We start from the raw sequence: 24,196 nt of genomic DNA, 5'->3' as shown, positions 1-24,196 counted from the left end.
ATGTCGTTATGATAATATGTATTCTATTGGAAATATGAAAAGGAGTTAAAATATGCCGTTTACATTTGCACATCCAGCAGCTGTTCTCCCTTTTGCTAAGAAACATTCTAGTTATATTTCGGTGACGGCTCTTATATTGGGTAGTATGGCACCTGATTTTGAATATTTTTTATATTTTAGGCCATACGGTATTATTGGCCATACATGGGCTGGTTTCTTCTATTTGAATTTACCACTCGTTTTTTTATTAGCATATGGATATCATCGTATTTTAAAAGGACCGTTTATAACACATTTACCTAAGCCTTTTGCTAATTACTATAAATATGTAGTAGATGCGAAGTGGGGGCTATATACTTGGAAGGACTTTTTTGTATTTTGCTATTCTGCTTTATTCGGTATGGTGACGCATGTCGTCTGGGATGCTTTTACTCATAAGACAGGCTATTTTGTTATGAAAATACCGCTGTTACAGCAAGAAGTATATAGTATTCCGATTTATAAATTTTTACAGCATGGGAGTACGTGTTTTGGTCTACTATTACTAATATATGTACTAAGGAAATATAGGAGGGAAACTGATCAAGATACTAGTTTAACTTCGGAAAAAAAGAAATATTGGGCTTCATCTATCGTTGTGGCGATTATTATATTTATCGTTCACGCGTTATTAGACCCCTATTTTCATATTTTCCAAATAGGAGGTATAATAGTATCTGGACTGACAAGTTCGTTTTGTGGACTTCTTATTGTTTCTATAGTTTACAAATCAAGGGACTAATTTATATTAATGAATGATAGTGTTAGGAGAAATTAAATGATGAAAGCATGGAAAAGTATTTTTGTTTTATGCAGTTTTCTTCTTATGTTAAGTGGTTGCTTCCAGCAAGAAGAAAAGAAGGCAGAACCTAAAAAGAAAGAATCTATTCCAGAAACAAAAGAGTATGGTGGGCGTGAGCTTAAAAAAGTAGGGCAAAAAGTGAAAGAAAAAGGGTGGGGGACATTTGAATTAGAACAGATTCATTCTGTGAATCAGACATTTGAAGTAGCCCCAATGAAAATTCACGTACAAGACGTTAAAGTTATCTCATTATCACAAATGAGCAAAGAGGCAAAAAATACATTGAAAGTGTATACTGCATTAACTCCTGAAGAAGTAAAGCGTAGATTGGGAGATAAAGTGAGTCAAGAAGATGCTGAATTATATGCATCGTTAAGTGGAACAGAGATTAGCGATACGATTCGGTATGTTGAAATTACATATAAGGTAGAGAATAGTGGAGATAAGAACATGCAATTTTTCTCTATGAATGATGTTGCTATAAATGACAAACAACATTTTAATGTAGCGACTCAAAACTTTTTATATGATGAAGATACGCTCGTTGGTACAAAGAGTGTTTCAAGGGAAGATTATAGGCCTGGTGAGACACGAGAAGGAATTATCGGTTTAATACTTGATGATGGAAAAGAAAAAGTAAAGGATATTAAGTTTACGACAGATGATTTAGCAGCAGGAGACACAAATGAAGCTGTTAAAGAACCGCAAACTTTTAATATTTCACTCTCTAAATAAAGTGTCTTTATAATAATTTAAGCAAAAACAGTCAGCATAAAAAGTTATGCTGACTGTTTTTTTAGCTCTTTCACATATGAATCTACACTTTGAAAAGGAACTGTAATTTTAAAAGCATCTTTTTGCTCGTTAAATTGTTTTTCATTATAAGGACCAAATCGTTTATTATGCTTTACATCGATGATCCAATAATGTTCACTTTTTTTATTTGTAATTGCTGCGTCAGGATTATTTGGATCTGATTTTTCCTCAATTTGCTTTGTGATAATGTATTTATCGTCCCAAGCAATTTCTGTAATTTTTGCAGGGATGTATTGTGTAGCATATACAGCATCCTGCGATGGGAAAAGTTCAAATGCATCTCCAGAAGTATGTATGAGTTCATATTCATCGTTAATTGTATAGGTCAAATGGTTTGTATTGCCTGTACAACCTGTTAATAAGAGTGCGGCAAATAGGATTATCCATCTTTTCAATATGGGAACCTCCTTTACAGTGCTGTTGTAACACATTGTACAAGAAAAGTAAGCGAAACGCCAGTTTACAATGTTTTTTAGAAGTGGTACGATGAGACGGGTAAAGAAGGATATGAAGGAGTCGACACAAAATGAAGTTAAAGATGCATCGTCCAGCGCTTGTAATGAATCGCATAGGTGCTTCCCTTATTGACATGTTTTTAATCTCGGTTACGTACGGTGCAGTAGTAGCTATTATTACCGGAAACTATAGTGCTATTTTCAATCGTTTTAATATAAGTTTAGGTGACTATAGATATGACCTTACACTTGTTTTCGTATTAATGGCTATAAATTTTATTGTGTTACCTTTTCTTTGGAACGGTTCTACACTTGGTAAAAAGGTAACAAGAACAAAAATAATCTCGTTAACAAGTGAAAAACTAACGTTACAAACATTAATAATACGATTTTTGGTATTATTATTACCAAGCATATTATTACTTGGAGTTCCATTAATATGCAATGTATATATGATGTTATTCCGCAAAGATAATTGTGGCTTCCATGATTTAATTGCAAAGACGAAAGTGATGAGTCTTGTATAATTAATATTTAGATTATACGTGCTACTAATGAAATAAGACTTTTTATCGTTTGTATATAAAAAGTCTTATTTTTAATTTCGTGAAAAATTTCATCATTATCTTTTTTTTTGGAAAATTAGATAAATGGGATTGATATAGGGCGGATATTTCCTATATAATACCCTCCATATTATTGATGGATGTTTAAAGAAGCTGTAGCTAATTCAAACATCCTATTTTCGTTTTAAATAGATTGAAAATTAAGATAATGGTATAATGGATATAAATAATATCATTATATAACAAAGGGGGATTTAGAATGACTGGAGGTAGCTTAATATTTTGGGGGATTCTTATTTTTATTGGTTTAACCTTCGATCAATATAATAGTAAGAAAAAAAAAGAAACAGAAAAGTAATCGCTTACAAGTTGTGGAGTAAACTTTTCCTGCTTGCGGACTAATATAATAAAAGAGTATACTGAATGACGGTAAGACTTATAGAAGGGGTAATGAAAATGAAGCTTGCAGGGAAAGTTGCTATCGTAACTGGCGGTGGCATCGGTATTGGACGTAATACAGCTCTTTTGTTGGCTAAACAAGGCGCAAAAGTAATTGTGACGGACATTGATCAAGAAAGTGGACAAGCAACAGTGGAGGAAATTACGAATCTAGGCGGAGAAGCACTTTTTGTATCCTATGATATGGGAAAGCAAGGAGATTGGCAACGCGTTATCAGTATTACTTTGAATGCATTTAGTCGCATTGATATGCTTTTTCAAAATGCTGGTTTATATAAAATAGATTCTATTTTTTCTCGCCAACAAGAGAACGATTCCAATGTACTTTGTATTAATGACGTTTGGATAGAGATAAAACAATTAACGTCATCTTTTATGAAACAGCAAGAAGAAGTGGTGCTGAGTGACTTACCGATTTTCGGTATTATTGGCACGAAAGGACAATCATTTCATACAGTAGAAGCCCTCGTATAATAATGAAAACCGCCCTCAAAATATGTGGACGGTTTTTTTGTGTGTATTTTCAGCCATTCTAATTTCTTATCGTATAAGTAGCAACTATACAGAATACAAGTGATTTCGTACCCACTATTTTTTTGTTTTAATTTGGCACGGGGTAGGAAGAGGATCTGACCGTTTCTATGCATGGCTAGGTTCTCTTTTCTACCTAAAAAAGAAAGTGTTGTATTTGCATGTATACTTAGCGAATACGTTGTTCAGTTTGACTATCAAAGAAATGCGCTTTATTCATATCAAATGCTAGTTTAATTTGATCTCCAGGTGAAAATGCATGTCTTGCATCAACACGTGCTGCAAAATCTTGATCTCCAAGTTTCATATATAAAATGGATTCAGCCCCTAACAACTCTGCAACTTCAATTTTCGTTGTGAAAGTAGTAGATTGTGAAGCTTCTAAAAATAATAGTTCATCATGAATATCTTCTGGACGAATACCTAAAACAATTTCTTTATTTACATAGCCTTGTTCGCGTAATAACTTCATTTTTCCTTCAGATACTTTAAACTTTAGTGAACTGTCTATAACGAAATCGGTTTCAGTTAATTTTCCACGGAAGAAATTCATTGCGGGTGAACCGATAAAACCACCAACGAAAATATTTTCAGGTGTTTCATATACTTCTTTTGGAGTTCCAATTTGTTGGATTTTGCCGTCTTTCATAACAACAAGGCGTGAAGCCATTGTCATTGCCTCAGTTTGATCATGTGTTACATAAATTGTCGTTGTGCCCAGGCGGTGGTGTAATTTAGAAATTTCTGATCGCATTGCAACACGTAGTTTAGCGTCTAAGTTTGATAATGGTTCATCCATTAAGAAGACTTTTGCGTCTCGAACAATTGCTCTACCTAATGCAACACGTTGACGTTGTCCACCTGATAAAGCTTTCGGTTTTCTATCTAAATATTGTTCAAGCCCTAAAATTTGAGCTGCATGTTTCACTCGACGGTCGATTTCATCTTTTGGTATTTTTCGAAGTTTTAATCCAAATGCCATATTATCATACACACTCATATGTGGATAAAGAGCGTAGTTTTGGAAGACCATTGCGATATCTCGATCTTTTGGAGGAACATCGTTCATTAGCTTACCATCAATTGAAAATTCTCCTTTTGAAATATCTTCAAGCCCAGCTACCATTCGTAGTGTTGTAGATTTTCCGCATCCAGAAGGACCAACGAATACGATAAATTCTTTATCTTGAATGTATAAGTTAAAATCTGTTACGGCTGTTACGTTATTATCATATATTTTATAAATATTTTCTAATTTAAGTTCTGCCATGATATTTCCCCCTAGAAAGTTTATGCAAACGTTTTCTTTGAATTTATTATAAACGAATAGATTCAAAAAAGAAATAAAAACACTGTAAAAAAATAAAACGTTTTCATTATCCCTATGAATATATAATAAGTTCCACATGTTTTATTAGAAAAAGAAAATAAATATTGTAAGCGCTATTTTAAATTTGGATAGAATCTGTTATCATTCAGTAATGAAAACGTTTGCGCCTTAAAAAAGAAAAACGAATCAATAGTATAGATGAAATGGGGTAGCATAATGGGAAAACAATGGTGGAAAGAAAGTGTAGTATATCAAATTTATCCTCGTAGTTTTATGGATAGTAACGGTGATGGTATAGGGGATCTTCGTGGTATTCTTACGAAGCTAGATTACTTAAAAGAATTAGGTATTGATGTAATTTGGTTATCACCAGTCTATGAATCTCCAAACGATGATAATGGTTACGATATAAGTGATTATTGTAAAATTATGAACGAGTTCGGAACAATGGAAGATTGGGATGAACTATTACATGAAATGCATAAACGTAATATGAAACTTATGATGGACTTAGTTGTTAATCATACTTCAGATGAACATAATTGGTTTATTGAATCACGTAAATCAAAAGAAAATAAATATAGAGACTATTATATATGGCGTCCTGGAAATGAAGGGAAAGAGCCGAATAACTGGGGAGCGGCATTTAGTGGCTCTGCATGGCAATATGATGAAATGACAGATGAATATTATTTGCATCTGTTTTCTAAAAAACAGCCAGATTTAAACTGGGATAATGAAAAGGTAAGACAAGATGTTTATGACATGATGAAGTTTTGGTTAGAAAAAGGAATTGATGGATTCCGTATGGATGTTATCAATTTTATTTCTAAAGAAGATGGCTTACCATCTGTTGAAACGGATGAAGAAGGATATGTTTCAGGGCATAAACATTTTATGAACGGTCCGAATATTCATAAGTATTTGCATGAAATGAATGAAGACGTATTGTCTCAGTATGACATTATGACGGTTGGGGAAATGCCTGGTGTAACGACAGAAGAGGCTAAATTGTATACAGGGGAAGCTAGAAAAGAACTGCAAATGGTATTCCAATTTGAACATATGGATTTAGATTCCGGAGAAGGCGGGAAATGGGATGTAAAACCATGCTCACTCCTTACTTTGAAACAAAATTTAACAAAGTGGCAAAAAGCATTAGAACAAACAGGATGGAATAGCCTTTATTGGAATAACCATGATCAGCCTCGCGTTGTATCTCGTTTTGGTAATGATGGAGCTTATCATACTGAATCAGCAAAAATGTTAGCGACAGTACTTCATATGATGAAAGGGACACCATATATTTATCAAGGAGAAGAAATCGGAATGACAAATGTTCGATTTGAATCAATTGATGAATACCGAGATATTGAAACACTAAATATGTATAAAGAAAAAGTTATAGAGCGCGGCGAAGATATCGATAAAGTGATGCAGTCTATATATATAAAGGGCCGAGATAATGCTAGAACTCCGATGCAGTGGGATGATAGAGAACATGCTGGATTCACAACGGGTGAGCCTTGGATCGCGGTAAATCCTAACTACAAAGAGATTAACGTGAAACAAGCAATTCAAGATGAAGAATCAATTTTTTATTACTATAAAAAATTGATTGAATTACGTAAAAACAATGAAATAGTTGTGTATGGAACATATGATTTAATATTAGAAAATAACCCCTCTATTTTTGCTTATGTAAGAACATATGGAGAAGAAAAGCTGCTGGTGATTGCAAACTTCACTGCGGATGAATGTGTATTTGAATTGCCAGAGGATATTGTTTATAGTGAAGCAGAGTTATTAATACACAATTATGATGTAGAAAATGTATTGATAGAAAACATTACATTACGATCATATGAAGCAATGGTATTTAAATTGAAATAAGAAAAGCCTTATGCCACCCTGGCATAAGGCTTTTACTATTACCATTTTAAAATAGAGAATCCATACGGTGGAAGTGTAACTTGTAATACACTTGCTTCCGCTGAAAATTCTTCGTTTGTATAAATGTTAATTATTTTCTTCCTGGTAATATGAAGAGGGAGTGAAGTTGTAACCTCACTGTTAGTAGGATTTAAAACGAAAAAGATAGTTTCATCTTCATATGTTTTTGTATAAGAAATATAATTATGTTCATCATTTGCCTCAATGAATTGAAAAGTACCATTTCCTCCAAATGCTTTATGTTGTTTCCGTAATGAAATTAATGTTTGTATATGTGTAAATAAAAGAGTATCTTGTTCTTTTTCATCCCATATCATACATTTGCGGCAGTCAGGGTCCATTCCACCATCCATACCGATTTCATCGCCGTAATAAATACAAGGAGAACCGATGAAAGAAAGGTGAAATACATAGAGTAACTTTAACTTATTTTTATCCCCGTTACATGTTGCTAAAATTCTAGGTGTGTCATGACTGTCTAATAAATGAAATGCCGCTTCATTTACATTCATAGAGTAGGAATGTAGAGAATCGGTAATTTGTTTCATAAATTCACTTGCATGAATGGATTCGTTAGCAAAGTAAGAAAGTAGAGCGTTTGTAACAGGATAGCTCATTACAGCATCAAATTGGTCACCTTGTAGCCATGGGAGTGCATCGTGCCAAATTTCACCTAAAATATATACTTCAGGATTCAATGCTTTTATTTCACTTCGGAATTCTCTCCAAAAACTGTGATCGACTTCATTTGCTACATCAAGGCGCCAACCGTCTATATTGAATTCTCTTACCCAATAACGCCCTACTTCAAGTAAATATTCTTTTACATCTGGGTGTGCTGTATTTAATTTAGGCATATACGGTGTAAATGCGAAAGTATCATAATTAGGAAGTGGCTCGGTTATAATTGGGAATTCATGAATGTGGAACCAATCTTTATAGGCGGAATTCTCACCGTGGTTCAGCACGTTTTGAAATTTATCAAAGAAGTATCCGCTATGATTAAAAACAGCGTCGAGCATTACTTTTATACCATGTTTATGACACGCCTGAACGAGTTCTTTGAAAGTTTCTTTCGTCCCAAATTGTGGATCGATTTCCATGTAATCAATTGTGTCATATTTATGATTCGAATGAGCTTTGAAAATAGGAGTGAAATATATTCCGGAAATTCCAAGCTTCACAAGGTAATCAAGGTTTTGAATAATACCAGCAAAATCTCCGCCGAAAAAATTAGTTGGAGTTGGTTCGGTACTTCCCCAAGGGAGGGTGTTTGCTGGATTTAATGTGTTATCCCCGTTAGCGAATCGTTCCGGGAAAATTTGATACCATACTGTGTCTTTAATCCAGGATGGTGCCCTGAAAACGTCTTTTGCATGAACAAATGGAAAGCAGAAAAAGTTACCGACATCGTCATTTGGGATATTAGAAAAAAATCCTCGTTCTGTATAAATAAAAGTTTCTACGTCGTTTTTTAATTCGAATCCATAACGTAAGCGTTTAAATTTTGGTTTGATTGAAACGGACCAATAATCAAATAACTCAGTAGATCCAGTTTTTTTCATCGGTGTACTCGCTGTAATCCATTTCCCGTCCTGCCATTCGTACGGGTCACCGTAGATGAGAGCGGCGTTGTGAACATCATCTCTTTTTGTGTGTATTCGGATGTGAATTGTTTTTTCGTCGTAAGCGTATGCATAATTATCTTTTGGCCTATGATAGATCGCTTCTTTAAGCATATAGAAAATCCCCCTTTAATATCTCTATACATATAGTTCCCTTAAACGAAATAATAAAGATTATGTTGCAAACGATTGCCTTCCACATAACTTTAATATTGCTTATAAGAGTAGTATTCATTTTATGTAAAGTCAATGAATAAAGAGTATGATAAGATTATTTTGAAAATTAATATTTGCAAAATGAATAAAAGGATGTATAATGATAGACAAATAGCGCAAACGTTTTCATAGATTTAGATATTGTTTGCGCTTCTATTAAACAATTAAATGCAAACGTTTTCAATTAAAGAGGTACATAGACAATTTAGGGAGGTTTTTGGGATGAAGAAAGCGTTATCACTATTAACGATTTCAGCATTGTCAATCGGTATGTTATCTGCATGTGGACCGAAAGATTCAGGGAAAAAAGAAGCAAGTAAAGAGAAGAAAGATTATGATCTTCTCGTTTGGGAAGATGAGAAAAAAGGTGTGGGTTTAGAGCCGGCAGTGAAAAGTTTTGAAAAGAAATATAATGTGAAAGTAAAAGTTGAAGAGGTTCAGATGACGAAACAAATAGAAAAACTTCGTCTCGACGGTCCAGCTGGTACAGGGCCAGATGTTGTAACATTGCCACATGATCATATTGGTAATGCGGTAACAGAAGGGCTACTTTCAGAGGTGAAAGTGGATGATACGGTAAAAAATAAATTTACAGATTTATCAATAAAGGCACAAACATACGACGGAAAACTATACGGTTTACCAAAAGCAATTGAAACACCAATCTTTATTTATAATAAAAAATTAATGTCAAAAGCACCAGAAACGATGGATGAGCTGTATAACTTCTCAAAAGACTTTACGAAAGATGACAAGTACGGATTTTTAACATTAGGAGATAACTTCTATTTTGCTAACGCATTTATGGAGGGTATGGGCGGTTATGTATTTGGTGAAAAAGATGGAAAACTGACTCCGACAGATATTGGATTAAATAATAGTGGTGCAGTACAAGGTGCTGAATATATTCAAAAATGGTATAAAGAAAAATTATTACCAAAAGGAATTATTGGTGAATCTGGCGGTTCAGCTGCAGATGGATTATTTAATGAAGGAAAAGCAGCATCTATTATGAATGGTCCATGGGCATTCCAAGCGATGGAAAAGGCTGGAATTGATTATGGTGTTGCTCCAATGCCGAAATTACCAAATGGTCAACCGATGAAAACATTTGTTGGGGTAAAAGGATGGCATGTAACAAGTTTCTCTAAACAAAATGATTTAGCTACAAAATTCACTGAGTGGGTAACAAATGAAGAAAACGCGAAAATTCGATTTGAGAAAACAAAAGAAATTCCTCCAGTAAAATCAGTGATGGAAGATCCAATTATTAAAGATAATGAGGCTGCAAAAGCAGTTGCGACTCAATCAGAAAATGGAATCCCGATGCCGAATATTCCAGAAATGCAAGAAGTTTGGAAACCAGCTGGAGATGCGCTTCAATTAGTTGTATCAAATAAACAAGAGCCAAAAGCAGCACTTGATAATGCAGTGAAACAAATTAAAGGTAATATTGAGGCAAACCACAGCAATAAAAAATAAGGTGAAATTCGTGCCTCTAATAGGAGAGGCACGAATTCTCTCCCTTCCAAGTAGGAAGAAAAAAGGGGGAAGGAACATGCAAACATCTATGGAACCAGAGAAAGAGTTAAACGGTTCAAAGCATAGGAAAATGGCGACCATGTTATCAATCATTCCAGGTATTGGTCAACTATATAATAAACAATTTGTAAAAGGTCTTATTTTTCTAGTATTAACAGGTTCATTTATTGTAGCATTTGCTGATTTGTTAAATATAGGATTATGGGGAATTGTAACGCTTGGTACAGAAGTTCCACGTGACCATTCGGTCTTTCTATTAGTAGAAGGGATTTTGGCACTAATCGTCGTTGTGTTTGGTCTAGGGATATATGCATTTAACTTATATGATGCATATCAAAATGGGAAAAAACGTGATATAGGAACGCCATTAAACTCTGTAAAAGAGCAATATCGTAACTTATTAGATCAAGGTTTTCCATATTTAATGGTTTCACCAGGTTTTCTATTGCTTATCTTTGTTGTTGTTTTCCCAATCATTTTCGTAATTTTAATTGGATTTACGAATTATGATTTATATCACTCTCCTCCAGCTAAATTAGTAGATTGGGTGGGCTTTAAAAACTTTATTGATATTTTCACATTACCAATGTGGAGAGATACATTTTTAAGTGTATTCTCTTGGACTGTCATTTGGACATTTGTTGCAACAACATTACAAGTTGCACTTGGTATTTTCTTAGCGATTATCGTAAATCAGCCTGGTATTAAAGGTAAGGCAATTATTCGAACAATCTTCATTTTACCGTGGGCTGTTCCAGCATTCGTATCTATTCTTGTCTTCTCGGGTATGTTTAATGAAACATTTGGAGCAATTAATAATCAAGTATTAGCTTTATTCGGGATTGAAAAGATTGCTTGGATGACAGATCCGTTTTGGGCGAAGATTGCTTTAATTATGATCCAAACGTGGCTCGGTTTCCCATTCGTATTTGCAATGACAACAGGTATATTGCAATCGATTCCAGGAGAATTATATGAAGCTGCTACAGTAGATGGGGCAACTGCTTGGCAACAGTTCCGTAAAATTACATTGCCACTTGTTTTATACGCAACAGCACCAATTTTGATTACACAGTATACGTTTAACTTTAATAATTTTAGTATTATTTATCTATTTAATAGCGGGGGACCTGCTGTGTCTGGACAAAATGCGGGTGGAACGGATATTTTAATTTCATGGATCTATAAGTTAACGATGACTTCGGCTCAGTACGGAAAAGCAGCAGCTCTTACAATGATTTTATCGTTAATTGTTATTACAGTTGCGTTATGGCAATTTAAGAGAACAAAATCATTCCAAGAAGAGGATATGATGTAAATGAATATTAAACGACAAAAGATGTTACGTCTTTCATTAAGTTATTTAGTTATCTTCATAATGTGTGCGATTATTTTCTATCCATTATTATGGATAATTGGCTCATCGTTTAATCCAGGGGATAGTTTATCTGGGTCAAGTATTATTCCGAAAAATGCCACGTTAGATCATTATCGCAAGCTACTTGATCTCGATTCAAGTAATTACTTACTTTGGTATAAAAATACTTTAAAAGTTAGTGTAATGACGATGATTTTTTCGGTGTTAGCAATTAGCTTTACTGCTTATGCATTTTCGAGATATCGTTTTGTCGGAAGAAAAAATGGTTTATTAACATTTTTAATTCTGCAAATGATCCCGAATTTTGCAGCGTTAATCGCACTATATATATTAGCTCAGTTAACAGGATTACTTGATACACATCTTGCATTAATTTTAATTTATGTGGGCGGAGCAATTCCGATGAATACATGGCTAATGAAAGGGTATTTTGATACGATTCCGAAAGAGTTGGATGAATCAGCTCGAATGGATGGAGCAGGGCATTTCCGTATTTTCTGGCAAATCATTATGCCGCTTGCAAAACCAATCGTAGCGGTTGTAGCTTTATTCACTTTCATCGGTCCATTTACAGATTTCATTTTAGCGAGTATTATTTTGCGCACACCGGAAAATTATACTTTAGCAGTTGGACTATATGAAATGGTAGCGAAAAAATTTGGTAATGAATTTACGACATTTGCAGCTGGCTCAGTATTAATTGCAATTCCGATTTCTATTTTATTCTTATCGCTGCAAAAATATTTTGTTTCCGGTTTAACAGCTGGAGGTACGAAAGGATGAAAATGGGACATTACGTCCCATTTCTCTTTTCATCTCCCTATAAAAAATTTGTAGGGAGATGAAAAGAGATTTGACATCACATGCGAAAAGATGTGAAATAAATAGTATATTATAGTATAGGAAAATAAAGCTATATCCCTTACAATACATGGAGAGGGAGAAGATAATAATTTTTGCAAGATAGAACGAAGTGATGAAAGTTTGCGGTTTCTCCTATTACTTGCAACGATTGCAAGATAACAATATATGAAAAATGGCAGAGAAGTGAGAGGAGGGGATTTTTATGACAGTTACAATTAAAGATGTGGCGAAGAAAGCAAATGTTGCACCATCGACGGTTTCTCGTGTAATTGCTGATAATCCAAGTATAAGTGAAAAGACAAAGCGCCGTGTTCGAAAAGTAATGAGTGAACTAGGCTATCATCCAAATTTAAATGCAAGAAACCTTGCGAACCAGACAACAAAAACGCTTGGGCTCGTTATGCCGAGCTCTGCAAGTAAAGCTTTTCAAAATCCGTTTTTCCCAGAAGTTATAAGAGGAATAAGCTCATTTGCACATATGGAAGGGTATGCGCTCTATATGTCGACAGGTGAAACGGAAGAAGAAATTTTTAATGGTGTTATAAAGATGGTACAAGGGCGTCAAATTGGTGGCATTATTCTTTTATATTCAAGAGAGAACGATCGGATTATTCAATATTTGCATGAACAAAATTTCCCGTTTGTTTTAATAGGAAAGCCATATGATCGAAAAGATGAAATTACATATGTAGATAATGACAATTATACGGCTGCAAGAGAAGTAGCGGAATATTTGATTTCATTAGGGCATAAGCAAATCGCGTTCATTGGCGGTGGCTCAGATTTACTTGTAACGAGAGATCGTTTGGCGGGGATGAGTGATGCTTTGAAACTTGCAGATATTCTATTGCCGAAAGAGTATATTTTACACTTTGATTTTTCAAGAGAGAGTGGTCAACAGGCTGTTGAGGAATTAATGGGACTAAAGCAACCACCGACGGCAATTATGGCAACGGATGATTTAATTGGACTTGGCGTGTTAAGTGCGCTTTCTAAAAAAGGATTTGTTGTACCGAAAGATGTTTCGATTGTAAGCTTTAACAATGCTTTATTATCAGAAATTGCTAGTCCACCACTTTCGACAGTTGATGTGAATATTTATCAATTAGGGTATGAAGCGGCAAAAGCTTTAGTTGATAAGGTGGAGCATTCTGAATCTACTTCAAAATGCATTATTATTCCGCATAAATTATTGAAGCGTCAAACTTGTGATCATTATGCAACAAAAAGCTAAGAGTTTAACTCTTAGCTTTTTTCTTTAGAAAGGCTTCTAAACGGTCACAGCCTTCTTTTAAAGTTTCGATACTGTAAGCATAGGAAAGGCGAAGGTAGCCTTCACCGTATTCGGAAAATGCGGTTCCAGGAACAACGGCTAGCCCAGCTTCTTTTACAAGATCAAGTGCAAAATCAAATGATGAAGATGTTAAATGTCCAACATATGGGAATAAATAAAATGCACCTGTTGGCTTCTCAACCGTTAAACCCATTTGAATGAGTCTATTATACACGTAATCACGGCGTTTTTTGTATTGATAGCGCATCATCTTCGGTGCATCTTTAGCAGCTGTTAAAGCTTCGATTGCAGCATATTGAGCAATTGAAGTAGCGCATGTAACATTGTATTGATGCACTTTTAAAATGTGTTTTGCTAAATAACTTGGGGCAAATAAAAGTCCGATACGCCAACCAGTCATAGAATGTGATTTTGATAAGCCGTTAATGACAATAGTCTTATCACGCATTTCTGGGAAATGAGCGATAGATGTGTGTTTGTCTTCATATACAAGTTCGCTATAAATTTCATCGGAAAGAACGAAAATATTTTTATCTTTTAAGATAGATACAATATCTTCTAATTCTTCTTTTGATAAGGTAACACCAGTTGGATTAGAAGGATACGGTAAAACGACGCATCTTGTTCGTTCTGTAATTGCATTTCGCAGAGCTTCAGCTGTTAAACGAAATCCAGTTTCACGAACATCTATAAAAATAGGAGTTGCACCGCATAGTCGAATAATCGGCTCGTAACCAGGATAAATAGGAGCAGGCAAAATTACTTCCGTTCCTGGTTCTAAAATAGTTCGGAATGTAACATCAATCGCTTCACTAGCACCGATTGTAACAATGGTTTCGTTTTCAGGTGAATAATGTAAATCATAGCGATCCTTTACAAAGTTACAAGCTGCTTCGCGTAATTCTAGTAAACCAGCGTTATGTGTATAGCTTGTATAATTTTCTGTAATGGCCCGTTTAGCTGCTTCTTTTACTAGAGAAGGTGTAGGGAAATCGGGTTGCCCAATTGTTAAAGAGATAAGATTATCATAGTTTTGAATCATATTAGAGAACTGACGGATTCCAGAAATTTGGATGTCCTTCACTCTAGGATTAATGAATTGTTCCATTGTATCTCCCTTTCTTCCGTTTGAAAATTAAGTTCATTTTATCATATTTTCAACTATTACGCTTTGTTTATAAAATTTCCCCCGCTATTTGTGAAAGATAAGAATCGTATCATAAAATTCAGTGGAAGTAAGAAATTATGTGAGGATTCAAATGTCTATAAGAGTATAAGCTGTGTGAGTTAATTAAAGTTTCACTTAAGCATAAACACAAAAAAAGCCGCTGCAAGCGACTTTTTAATAACCGTATTCCCAATCTATTTCATCTTCGTTCCAAAGTACGGAAGATACTTTGCCAAGATGGACAACGGATTCATTTACAGCACATGTACAGTCTTCGTCCCCTGCTTTATGTTGCAATTCTTCGTATACGGATTTTTCAACGTTTTCTAGCACAACCAAATTTTCTTCTTTTAAAACAAGCGTAGTACCCGCCATATTTATCTTCCTCCTACTAAAGTAATGATCACTTATTTGTAAACATAGATAGTATGGATTATATGCTGTATTTTGCGATAGTTGTCCGTCTAGTGAAGTGTTTTTTATTTTCTTTGTAATCCGTATTCATTGTATACTGCACGAAGGAAATTTGGTACAGGGTTTACAATCATTTCGGAAATTTGTAACATTAATTATTAGTTGTTAACAAATAATTAACAAATATGTTAAGAAAAATCAAAATTTTAAAACAAATAGACTTATAAAATGATATAATCATATCAAAATACATATAGGGGATGAGAGGCTATGGAGCTGATTCGTGATTTAATGATCCAAATTGCCATCATTATTTTACCACTATTTTTATATGAAGCGATTCGTTTAAATCGTTATCAAGGAATGCTTCCGAAACCTAATCGCTACTTTATTATGTTTTTATCTAGCGTTACACTCGTTCTCTCCATGACATACTCTATTTGTTTTGGTTCCGTTTGCGGATACAATTTTCATCCAGTCCCAATTGTTAGTGGTTTTTTATATGGTGGGATTGTTGGGCTCATCCCTGCCATTATTTATGTTGCATATGAATGGATTTTTAAGGGGCTTAGTTGGTTGCCTATGGTAGAAGTTATATTTCTTTCGATAATTCCATTATTTTTGTCAAAGAAATGGTCTCTTTTTTCAAGAGATAAGAAGCTAATATTAGCTTTTATGATTGCATCATTTTATGTTCTTGTTTCATTAGTAGTCGGGATGTTGAATGTCCTTTTAGAAACAGGTTTTACACCGTACATATCTAATCTATATAGTGGGTATATATTTGCATCACTTATTATGGTTATGACAATGGTATTTCAAGTTTATTTGACTGAGTATTTAAACGAAAATGCATTATTGCGTACAGAAATGCAAAAATCAGAAAAACTTAATATTGTAAGTGAGTTAGCTGCAAGTGTTGCACATGAAGTTCGAAACCCTCTCACTGTTGTACGAGGGTTTATTCAATTGCTAGAGAGTACGGAAGACGTAAAAAACAAAGATTATATGCGTCTCGTATTAGCTGAACTAGATCGTGCTGAACAGATTATTTCAGATTATTTAAATTTAGCAAGGCCTCAAATTGAAAAAAAAGAACATATTTGTTTATCAGCACAATTAATTGAAATGACAACTCTTATGTCATCATTTGCAGCGATGCAGGGCGTTTATTTGCAAGTTGAGATTTCTGAGAGTCTTTATACTATCGGCGATAAGACGAAATTGAAGCAAGCTATTATGAATGTTGTTAAAAACGGTATTGAAGCAATTCAAGGAAACAAAGGGTATTTAAAAGTAACAGCTATTCAAAAAGATGAATTGATAATAATAAGAGTTAAAGATAGTGGTGTTGGAATGACAAAAGAACAGTTAGTAAGGCTTGGACAACCGTATTATTCTTTAAAAGAAAAAGGAACAGGATTAGGCCTTATGGTAACATTTAGTATTTTACAAGCGCATAATGGCACATTGGAATATAAAAGTGAAAGCGGAAAAGGAACTGAAGCTATTATTATATTGCCAGCTGTACGATATAAGGAATAAAAGTTACCGATAGAAGGTAACTTTTTATTTTATCGTGCATTAGAAAAAGTTACAAAATTTCATTCATTTATTTTTTCTTGTTTTGTTCGAACGAATAAACTTTTAAATGATTGAAAGAAGCTTTGCTCTTTTGAGGCGGCGACTAATCTTTTTGTTTCTTGAATTTCGCGAATAACTTGCATAAGTTGTGTATCACGGTTGCTGTCTTTATTGTAAATTTGATTGACAAGTTTATTCATTTTTTCTTCTTGTTTGGATTCTCGCTTATACATATGATTCATTAATAAGTCCATCTTTTCTTTTTGGAGTGCATCTGTTTGAGCGGCGTGAACAACTAGATCTTGTAACATTTTTTCTTGTGAGCCTTCTTTTACATAAACTTGTTGCATTAGTTCATCTAATTTCTCGTCTTTTAAACGATTTTGTGTAATGAGAGTAGAGTTTTGATGAATAATTGCTTCATTTAATTGAGCAAGCATTTCAAGTTTTAGCATGAACTCCTCAAAGTTACGCCCATCTTCTTTTGGTTGCACTTCTTGTTTATCTTGAATAACAGGTACAGGTGGGGCTTCTTTTTCTTTTAAAATAATAGGTATTGTTTCTGAAATGTCCTCTTGTAATGTAGCAGCTCTTTCATGTATAGATTTCAATAGTTTTAAATCATCCAATTTATAAATACGAGCATCAGCTGTTTTTGAAATGATATAACCGTGTTCCTCTAAGAGTTGGCTATATTTTCGGACTATATGTTTTGGGATACCTGTTTTATTTGTAACATCTTTCGTTTTATAAATAGCTTCCATGATAGTTCCTCCCCAAAAAGTATCGTATATATCATTTCAACCTTTTATGAGGACTTCCTTTGAAAAAGAATGTCGGAAGGTTATTAGTTTTCTACAGCATTAGTGAAAAGATGAAGAAAAATGAATGTTTTTGGCGGAATGGAGAGGAAGAGCTAAAATAATGTCTGAAAACATACATAGAAGAAGTTTGTTATAATAACTGAGGAAAAGAAATTGGTAGGAACACGGAGGTACACATGAAGCAATTTAAAGGTATTATCATTTCGATTATTGCAATTCTTTCTCTTTTGGTAGCGGTATATGAAGTACTTGTGCCAGAGGAGACAAGTACTAAAAAAACAACTACGTATGATCAAATTCTAGAGTTCCCGAAAGAACGATATCCAGAGACCGGGAAACATATAACGGATGCTATAAAAGAAGGACATTCGGAAATGTGTACAATTGATCGTAATGGTGCAGCGGATAGAAGGAAATTATCGTTAGCGCCATATCCGACGAAGAAAGGTTATGATCGTGATGAATGGCCGATGGCGATGTGTAAGGAAGGCGGAAAAGGAGCTCATATTGAATATATAAGTCCAGCAGATAACCGCGGTGCAGGTTCTTGGGTAGGGAATAAGCTAGACAAATATCCAGATGGTACGCGTGTGAAATTTGAAGTGAAATAGTAATTGGCATACATTTCATAGTGGAGGAGAGGGATAGTTATGGAATTAACAATTTCATATTCGCAATTAATGATAATGAACTATGATGGTCAGCAGCCTTATGTAGATTGGACTCCTGAAGATTTTGAAAGAGGCTATGCTGAGGTGGATGGAGCTATTATTTTTGAAGCAATCTCTGACTATACTTGTGAAGTGGAAGTTACTTGTGGAAATCATATTGAGAAAGAAGAAGTGGTTAGAACGATATCAGTTCCTTTCACAGTGAAGAATGAAGAAGTATATATAACAAGTATTCTTTCTAATAAATATCATATTCCTATTCCGAACGGGGAATATATGATAGTCTTGCAGGCAACTCCTCTTGAAGAGCCATCAGACGATGAATTGTATAAAGTACAATACGACTTCTATTTTGAGAGTGTAGAATAAAAAAACGTGTTATCCTTTTTGAAGGATAACACGTTTTTTTATTATGCGTTTGTTTTTAGGAGAGAACGAGCGTCTTTTGCTGCCTGAACCATGTGCTCTAAAGCAGGTATAACTTCCTCAGTTCTTCGTGTTTTTAAACCACAGTCTGGATTAATCCAGAAATATTTAGGGTCACATACTTGTAAAGATTGTTCTACGATTGTGAACATTTCATCTTTACTTGGGACACGTGGGCTATGAATATCATATACCCCTAGACCAATTCCTTTTTCATATGTTGTATGCTTTAATGTATTAATAAATTCTCCATGACTTCTTGATGTTTCGATAGAAATAACATCTGCGTCTAACGCTCGAATTGCATCTACAATATCTTCGAAGTTACTATAACACATATGAGTATGAATTTGTGTTTCATTTTCTACAGAAGATGTTGCTAAAAGGAATGATTGAACTGCCCATGTAATGTATGCATCCCAATCTTTTTCTTTTAACGGCATACCTTCACGAAGTGCAGGTTCATCGACTTGGATTACTCTAATTCCGGAAGATTCAAGTAACTCAATTTCATGACGAAGTGCTAATGCAATTTGATATGAAACTTCTTTTCTTGAAATATCATTTCGAACGAATGACCAATTTAAAATAGTGACAGGTCCAGTTAGCATACCTTTTACTACTTTCTCTGTTAAGCTTTGTGTATATACAGTTTCTTTAATAGTCATTCCACTTATAAAGGCAACATCACCATAAATAACAGGTGGTTTTACGCAACGAGAACCGTATGATTGTACCCATCCGTTTTTAGTAAAGGAGAAACCAGCAAGTCTTTCTCCAAAATATTCCACCATGTCAGTTCTTTCGAATTCACCATGTACTAGTACATCAAGACCAATATCTTCTTGGTAACGAATCCACTTTGCAGTTTCTTTTTCAATGAATTGATTATATTGTTCATTTGTAATATCGCCGTTACGCCACTGTTTACGTGTTTGACGAACTTCAGATGTTTGCGGGAAGCTACCAATAGTTGTTGTTGGTAACAACGGTAATTGTAAAGCTACTTGCTGTAGTTCATATCGTTTTTCAAATGGAAGAGGACGTGAGAAATCATCTTCTTTAAGTGATGTACGTGCCACTTTTACATCTTCACGATTACGTGCAGCTGATGAGCGGATTGCATGATGTGCATTACGATATGTTGTTAAATCGCTACTGATGCTTTCTACACCTTTAGTAAGAGCAGAATGGATAAGGACTAGTTCTTCTAATTTTTGATTAGCAAATGCAAGTGCATCAAATAATTCACTTGTTAAGTGCGTTTCTTCCGTTTTATCAATTGGAGTATGCAATAAGCTACAAGAAGGTTGAACAATTAAACTTTTTGCTGTGATTTGATTTTGTAATGTTGTAAATAAAGAAAGTACATCATCAAGATCAGCTCTCCAAATGTTACGGCCATCTATACAACCGATAGCTAAAATTTTATCAGCTGGGAATCCGTATTTTGAAATAGCATTTACATTACCTTCTTTGCCATGAACAAAGTCTAATCCAATACCGGAAACAGGGAATGTAATAATTTCTTCATAGTTCTCTTCTACACTATCAAAATATGTTTGTAGAAGAAGATTAGCATTTGGAACCTCTTTATGAATAGCTTCGTAAAGTTCTTTCGCTTGATTAATTTCATCTTTTGTTAAAGATGCGAAGATTGGTTCGTCAACTTGAATAATTTGTGCTCCAGCTGCGTGTAATTCAGAGAATAATTGTACATAAGGTGCAACTAGCTCTTTTAAAATAGTGGCAAATTGCTCTTCGTTATAACCTTTTGCTAGTTTTAGGAATGTATAAGGGCCTAAAATAACTGGTTTTCCATCAACCCCTAACTCTTTTTTCGCTTCTTCATATAAACGAAGAGGACGATTGTCTTTTAAAGAGATTTGTAATCCTTCTTCATATTCAGGAACAATGTAATGATAGTTTGTGTTAAACCATTTTGTCATTTCAGAAGCAACGTGATCTTTAGAGCCGCGTGCCATTGCAAAATATACATCAAGGTAAGAGGTAAACTCTGAAAAACGTGACGGGATGAATCCTAACATGTAGGCCGTATCCAGAACGTGGTCATAATATGTAAAATCGCCAACTGGAATTAATTCAATTCCCTTTTCTTGCTGTACTTTGACGTGTTGAAGGCGAATTTCTTTCATTGTCGTTAAAAATTGTTCTTCATCAATTTTATTGGACCAAAAAGCTTCCAATGTTTTTTTCCACTCTCGTTGTAGTCCGATACGTGGATAACCTAAGTTACTTGTTTGAATTGCCATTTTAAATTCCTCCCTAATTGAAAGTAAGCATTTCCGTTTACTCGGAAATACCTATAACAAAAAGCATAAAGGCATAGAAAAATAAGCCTTCCTTTTTGTTCTTAACACCTCATCATCATCCGTGAGCCTATCAGTGTTGTTAAAATAGGCAGGTATCCTGACTTATGCTTCATATAATTTCTTTCACCTTCCCGTTTTCACAGTGGCACAAAAAAGAAATCTCAGCATTTACAGTGGCGGGACCGTGTTGGAGTTTCACCAAACTTCCCTTTTAAACACGAAGTGAAATATTCGTGTACCTATTTTCCTTTTGAAAGGAATTTAACAAGCGATATGATATTGAAACAAATTCTAACACAATTTTCGGAATTTTGTCCACTGTTTTAAAATAAGAAAATTCTAAAGTTTTTTATTTTTTTTATTCGGAAAATTAAGTTTTTTGATGTTTATTTATTATTAAAATGAGGGTGTTTTGAGTTGCGAGGAATAATTATAGTGTTAAGTTTTTCTAAAAGAGGAGGCACCTCTTTTAGAAAAACTTAATCATTATCTACACCTATTTCTGAAAGACGACCTGCAGTTGCATCTTGTAAGAGCGTGTTTAGCCAACGTAATTCAACATTAATATGCTCAATGACGCTTTGTAGAATATATAGTTGAGCACGAGGAACTAGTTGTTTATTATGATCGTATATCGTTTGCATTGTATGTAAATATAGCATTGTATCATCTCTCTTTTTTTTCAAAATAGGAACTAGAGCTTGTTCGTCGCTAAAGTGAGCGAAAGAGAGTGCTGAATAAATAGGTTTATATATTTGGTTTTTCGCTTCAAATTGTTTTAATAATAAGGTGTGGAAAAGGGCTTTTCCTTCCCCTGTTATATGGAAGATTGTTTTATCTGGTCTATTCGTATCTCTAACAATATTGGTAACGCTAATGGCACCTTGTTTTTCTAATTGCTCGAAGGCGTAGTATAGCGATCCCTTGGCATATTTAATATAACAATCCATTTGTCTTTCTTTCATTATGTGCTGCACTTCATAGGGATGTTTATCTCCTTCGAGTAACAAGCCGAGAATGACTAACTTCATGCTCATGCTGTCTCAACTCCTGTATATAGAAACTTTATATATATTATAAACGGTATATCCTCTTTCATAAAGGGATATACCGTTTCGTTTTTCTATATTAGCTTACTTGTTTTTGTTTTTGCTTTGTTTTTGGTCCTGTTAAAAGACGTTCATTTCCCATAAATAAAATACAAATTATACTTAGCGTAGCTGGGATAAGTGCCCAGAAAAATGTATTAGCAATAGATGTTGCAAGAGCCTCTTTAATTCCGCTCAGTACTTCAGGAGGTAGCTTTTCAGTAGCATTTGGTGATAATAAAAAGCTTGTGTCTCCACCTTTAGGAGCCATTTTTTCTAGTTCAGGAGGGAAGACTGCTTTTAATTTATCAGTGAAAACATGATTTTGAATCGTACCGAAAATCGTGACGCCAAGGGTCATTCCAAGTGAACGGAAGAATGAGTTCGTGGATGTAGCAGAACCGCGATCTCTCATTTCTAGTTTGTGGATAGATGCCATACTTAAAACTGAGAAGGAGAATCCAACTCCAAGTCCAGCAAGCACCATAAACATTGTTACGAGTGTACGAGGTGTTTCCATAGTTAAAGTACTTAGTAAATAAATACCAAGAACGAAGAAAACTCCAGATACTGTCATGATGTTACGATAACTTGTTCGTGAAGCTAATTGTCCACCAGTTTGACTTCCGATTACAGATCCTACCATCATAGGTGTCAAAATTAATCCAGCATTTGAGGCTGAACCACCGAGAACACCTTGAACGAAGATTGGAATATAAACTGTACAGATGATAAAAGCTGCGCCATAGAAAAAGGCAACACCTTGGCTAGCTGCAAATAAAGGTTTTTTAAATAAATGGAAAGAAATAATAGGCTCGGTTGCGTTTCTTTCTACGAAGAAGAAAATAATAAGCAGAATAACAACAGTTGAAAATAAACCAATAATCACATTAGAGTCCCATGCATATTCTTTACCACCAAGTTCTAAAGCAAACATTAAGCAAACGATACTAATGACAAGCGTAATAGCACCAGCCCAGTCAATTTTTTGTTTTCGATATTCTAGAGACTCGCTATAGTATTTAGTAATGAAGAAGAAGGAAATAAGTCCTAACGGAATATTAATATAGAAGACCCAGTGCCAACTTATATAATCTGTAATGTAAGCACCTAATAAAGGTCCGAAAACACTAGATGTTCCGAAAACAGCACCAAATAGTCCGGTCATTTTTCCTCGTTTTTCAGGCGGGAATATATCATACATAATTGTAAATGCGATAGGCATAAGAGCGCCGCCACCAATTCCTTGAATGGCTCTATAAATACTTAGTTGTTCAATACTTGATGCTGTCCCGCAAAGTGCAGAACCAAATAAGAAGAGAATTAATCCGCCAATAAAAAAGCGTTTCCGTCCGTACATATCAGACAGCTTACCGAAAATAGGCATTCCGGCCATTGTTGCTACCATGTAGGCGGATGTGACCCAAACGAATTTGTCGAACCCTCCTAAGTCTCCGACAATCGTTGCCATCGCAGTTGCGACGATTGTGTTATCCATTGCTGCCATTAGAATACCAAGTAGTAAACCAGCAACAACAAATTTTGTTTTACTTGAATCGTTTTTTGATAGTTGTGCTTCCAAAAGTAGCCCTCCTTTAATAAAAATTAAACTAACTTAAGTTTTTTAGTGCAATGCATAAAAAAACTTTATGTACAGTTTGTATCGTTCCTCTTCATTTTATAAAAAATTGCACTGACATGATATAAAGGATGGAAATCATAAATTATATTATAGTCAAATTTGACTAAAAGGCAAATGTTTTCTACCGCCAAATTATTTTATCCCGCTTTAACTGCCCGTTAAACCCCCACTGATTA

At 34.5% G+C, this 24,196-nt stretch carries 22 protein-coding genes and 1 riboswitch; of the genes, 13 read left to right on the top strand and 9 right to left on the bottom strand.

Annotated features, from left to right (window positions below):
- Window positions 1–52: 52 nt before the first annotated feature.
- Both ABH957_RS01220 and ABH957_RS01215 read left to right on the top strand, forming a co-directional pair.
- Complete coding sequence (locus ABH957_RS01220; protein ID WP_404510605.1) at window positions 53–781, top strand: DUF4184 family protein; 729 nt, start codon at window positions 53–55, stop codon at window positions 779–781.
- A 36-nt stretch (window positions 782–817) separates the two neighbouring features.
- The gene (locus ABH957_RS01215; RefSeq protein WP_002066932.1) at window positions 818–1,576 is read left to right on the top strand and encodes a hypothetical protein; all 759 of its coding nucleotides are present in this window, start codon (window positions 818–820) and stop codon (window positions 1,574–1,576) included.
- 44 nt (window positions 1,577–1,620) lie between these two features.
- Here the strand turns inward: ABH957_RS01215 and ABH957_RS01210 are convergent, their stop codons facing one another.
- A complete protein-coding gene (locus ABH957_RS01210; RefSeq protein ID WP_002033805.1) occupies window positions 1,621–2,052 on the bottom strand; it encodes a DUF3997 domain-containing protein in 432 nt (143 codons plus the stop codon).
- 131 nt (window positions 2,053–2,183) lie between these two features.
- Between ABH957_RS01210 and ABH957_RS01205 the strand changes: the two genes are divergently transcribed.
- The 3 genes from ABH957_RS01205 (at window position 2,184) to ABH957_RS01195 (ending at window position 3,611) form a co-directional block, all read left to right on the top strand.
- Window positions 2,184–2,639 carry an RDD family protein gene (locus ABH957_RS01205; RefSeq protein WP_002014800.1) on the top strand — a complete coding sequence of 152 codons (456 nt, stop codon included), beginning with the start codon at window positions 2,184–2,186 and terminating at the stop codon, window positions 2,637–2,639.
- Between the two features lie 298 nt (window positions 2,640–2,937).
- Window positions 2,938–3,036, top strand: a complete 99-nt coding sequence (locus ABH957_RS01200; protein WP_002142992.1) for a hypothetical protein — start codon at window positions 2,938–2,940, stop codon at window positions 3,034–3,036.
- 65 nt (window positions 3,037–3,101) lie between these two features.
- Complete coding sequence (locus ABH957_RS01195; RefSeq protein WP_000218424.1) at window positions 3,102–3,611, top strand: SDR family NAD(P)-dependent oxidoreductase; 510 nt, start codon at window positions 3,102–3,104, stop codon at window positions 3,609–3,611.
- A gap of 226 nt (window positions 3,612–3,837) precedes the next feature.
- On the opposite strand, the gene ABH957_RS01190 is transcribed toward ABH957_RS01195, so the two are convergent.
- Complete coding sequence (locus ABH957_RS01190; protein ID WP_404510603.1) at window positions 3,838–4,938, bottom strand: ABC transporter ATP-binding protein; 1,101 nt, start codon at window positions 4,936–4,938, stop codon at window positions 3,838–3,840.
- Between the two features lie 276 nt (window positions 4,939–5,214).
- On the opposite strand from ABH957_RS01190, the gene ABH957_RS01185 reads away from it, so the two are divergent.
- Window positions 5,215–6,891: a glycoside hydrolase family 13 protein gene (locus ABH957_RS01185; protein WP_404510601.1), complete on the top strand. Its 1,677-nt coding sequence runs from the start codon at window positions 5,215–5,217 to the stop codon at window positions 6,889–6,891.
- A 38-nt stretch (window positions 6,892–6,929) separates the two neighbouring features.
- On the opposite strand, the gene ABH957_RS01180 is transcribed toward ABH957_RS01185, so the two are convergent.
- The gene (locus ABH957_RS01180; protein ID WP_404457520.1) at window positions 6,930–8,690 is read right to left on the bottom strand and encodes an alpha-glycosidase; all 1,761 of its coding nucleotides are present in this window, start codon (window positions 8,688–8,690) and stop codon (window positions 6,930–6,932) included.
- A 324-nt stretch (window positions 8,691–9,014) separates the two neighbouring features.
- On the opposite strand from ABH957_RS01180, the gene ABH957_RS01175 reads away from it, so the two are divergent.
- From ABH957_RS01175 to malR, 4 genes are all read left to right on the top strand, one after another.
- Window positions 9,015–10,274, top strand: a complete 1,260-nt coding sequence (locus ABH957_RS01175; RefSeq protein ID WP_088034422.1) for an extracellular solute-binding protein — start codon at window positions 9,015–9,017, stop codon at window positions 10,272–10,274.
- A 76-nt stretch (window positions 10,275–10,350) separates the two neighbouring features.
- Window positions 10,351–11,652, top strand: coding sequence for a maltosaccharide ABC transporter permease MalC (malC, locus tag ABH957_RS01170; RefSeq protein WP_404444881.1), 1,302 nt, complete (start codon window positions 10,351–10,353; stop codon window positions 11,650–11,652).
- Window positions 11,653–12,495: a maltosaccharide ABC transporter permease MalD gene (malD, locus tag ABH957_RS01165; RefSeq protein WP_001022600.1), complete on the top strand. Its 843-nt coding sequence runs from the start codon at window positions 11,653–11,655 to the stop codon at window positions 12,493–12,495.
- Between the two features lie 283 nt (window positions 12,496–12,778).
- The gene (gene malR, locus ABH957_RS01160; RefSeq protein ID WP_404457514.1) at window positions 12,779–13,810 is read left to right on the top strand and encodes a maltose operon transcriptional repressor MalR; all 1,032 of its coding nucleotides are present in this window, start codon (window positions 12,779–12,781) and stop codon (window positions 13,808–13,810) included.
- A 4-nt stretch (window positions 13,811–13,814) separates the two neighbouring features.
- Here the strand turns inward: malR and ABH957_RS01155 are convergent, their stop codons facing one another.
- On the bottom strand, window positions 13,815–14,978 hold the full coding sequence (locus tag ABH957_RS01155; protein WP_002066944.1) for an aminotransferase A: 1,164 nt from the start codon (window positions 14,976–14,978) through the stop codon (window positions 13,815–13,817).
- 234 nt (window positions 14,979–15,212) lie between these two features.
- On the bottom strand, window positions 15,213–15,413 hold the full coding sequence (locus ABH957_RS01150; protein WP_000929276.1) for a hypothetical protein: 201 nt from the start codon (window positions 15,411–15,413) through the stop codon (window positions 15,213–15,215).
- A 309-nt stretch (window positions 15,414–15,722) separates the two neighbouring features.
- Between ABH957_RS01150 and ABH957_RS01145 the strand changes: the two genes are divergently transcribed.
- Window positions 15,723–16,997 (top strand): sensor histidine kinase, encoded by a 1,275-nt coding sequence (locus tag ABH957_RS01145; protein WP_113937169.1) that lies wholly within the window; start codon window positions 15,723–15,725, stop codon window positions 16,995–16,997.
- A gap of 59 nt (window positions 16,998–17,056) precedes the next feature.
- Here the strand turns inward: ABH957_RS01145 and ABH957_RS01140 are convergent, their stop codons facing one another.
- On the bottom strand, window positions 17,057–17,800 hold the full coding sequence (locus tag ABH957_RS01140; RefSeq protein WP_002014816.1) for a DUF3967 domain-containing protein: 744 nt from the start codon (window positions 17,798–17,800) through the stop codon (window positions 17,057–17,059).
- A gap of 236 nt (window positions 17,801–18,036) precedes the next feature.
- Here ABH957_RS01140 and nucA point away from each other — a divergent pair, with 236 nt between their 5' ends.
- Together nucA and comJ are read left to right on the top strand one after the other, a co-directional pair.
- Window positions 18,037–18,471 carry a DNA-entry nuclease gene (nucA, locus tag ABH957_RS01135; protein WP_002014817.1) on the top strand — a complete coding sequence of 145 codons (435 nt, stop codon included), beginning with the start codon at window positions 18,037–18,039 and terminating at the stop codon, window positions 18,469–18,471.
- Window positions 18,472–18,510: 39 nt separating this feature from the next.
- Complete coding sequence (gene comJ / locus ABH957_RS01130) at window positions 18,511–18,900, top strand: competence protein ComJ (RefSeq protein ID WP_002088359.1); 390 nt, start codon at window positions 18,511–18,513, stop codon at window positions 18,898–18,900.
- 41 nt (window positions 18,901–18,941) lie between these two features.
- Here comJ and metE read toward each other — a convergent pair whose 3' ends face one another.
- The 3 genes from metE to ABH957_RS01115 form a co-directional block, all read right to left on the bottom strand.
- Complete coding sequence (metE, locus tag ABH957_RS01125) at window positions 18,942–21,230, bottom strand: 5-methyltetrahydropteroyltriglutamate--homocysteine S-methyltransferase (RefSeq protein WP_404510599.1); 2,289 nt, start codon at window positions 21,228–21,230, stop codon at window positions 18,942–18,944.
- A gap of 130 nt (window positions 21,231–21,360) precedes the next feature.
- Window positions 21,361–21,548, bottom strand: a riboswitch (cobalamin riboswitch).
- Window positions 21,549–21,769: 221 nt separating this feature from the next.
- On the bottom strand, window positions 21,770–22,327 hold the full coding sequence (locus tag ABH957_RS01120) for a PadR family transcriptional regulator (protein ID WP_002088357.1): 558 nt from the start codon (window positions 22,325–22,327) through the stop codon (window positions 21,770–21,772).
- Window positions 22,328–22,418: 91 nt separating this feature from the next.
- Window positions 22,419–23,960, bottom strand: coding sequence for an MDR family MFS transporter (locus ABH957_RS01115; RefSeq protein ID WP_404457507.1), 1,542 nt, complete (start codon window positions 23,958–23,960; stop codon window positions 22,419–22,421).
- Window positions 23,961–24,196 lie beyond the last annotated feature (236 nt).

It is taken from the genome of Bacillus sp. RC242, from assembly GCF_044908245.1.
In the GTDB taxonomy this organism is placed as follows: domain Bacteria; phylum Bacillota; class Bacilli; order Bacillales; family Bacillaceae_G; genus Bacillus_A; species Bacillus_A mycoides.
Note: the sequence above shows the minus strand (reverse complement) of the source record. Positions and strands in the feature narration are given on the sequence as shown.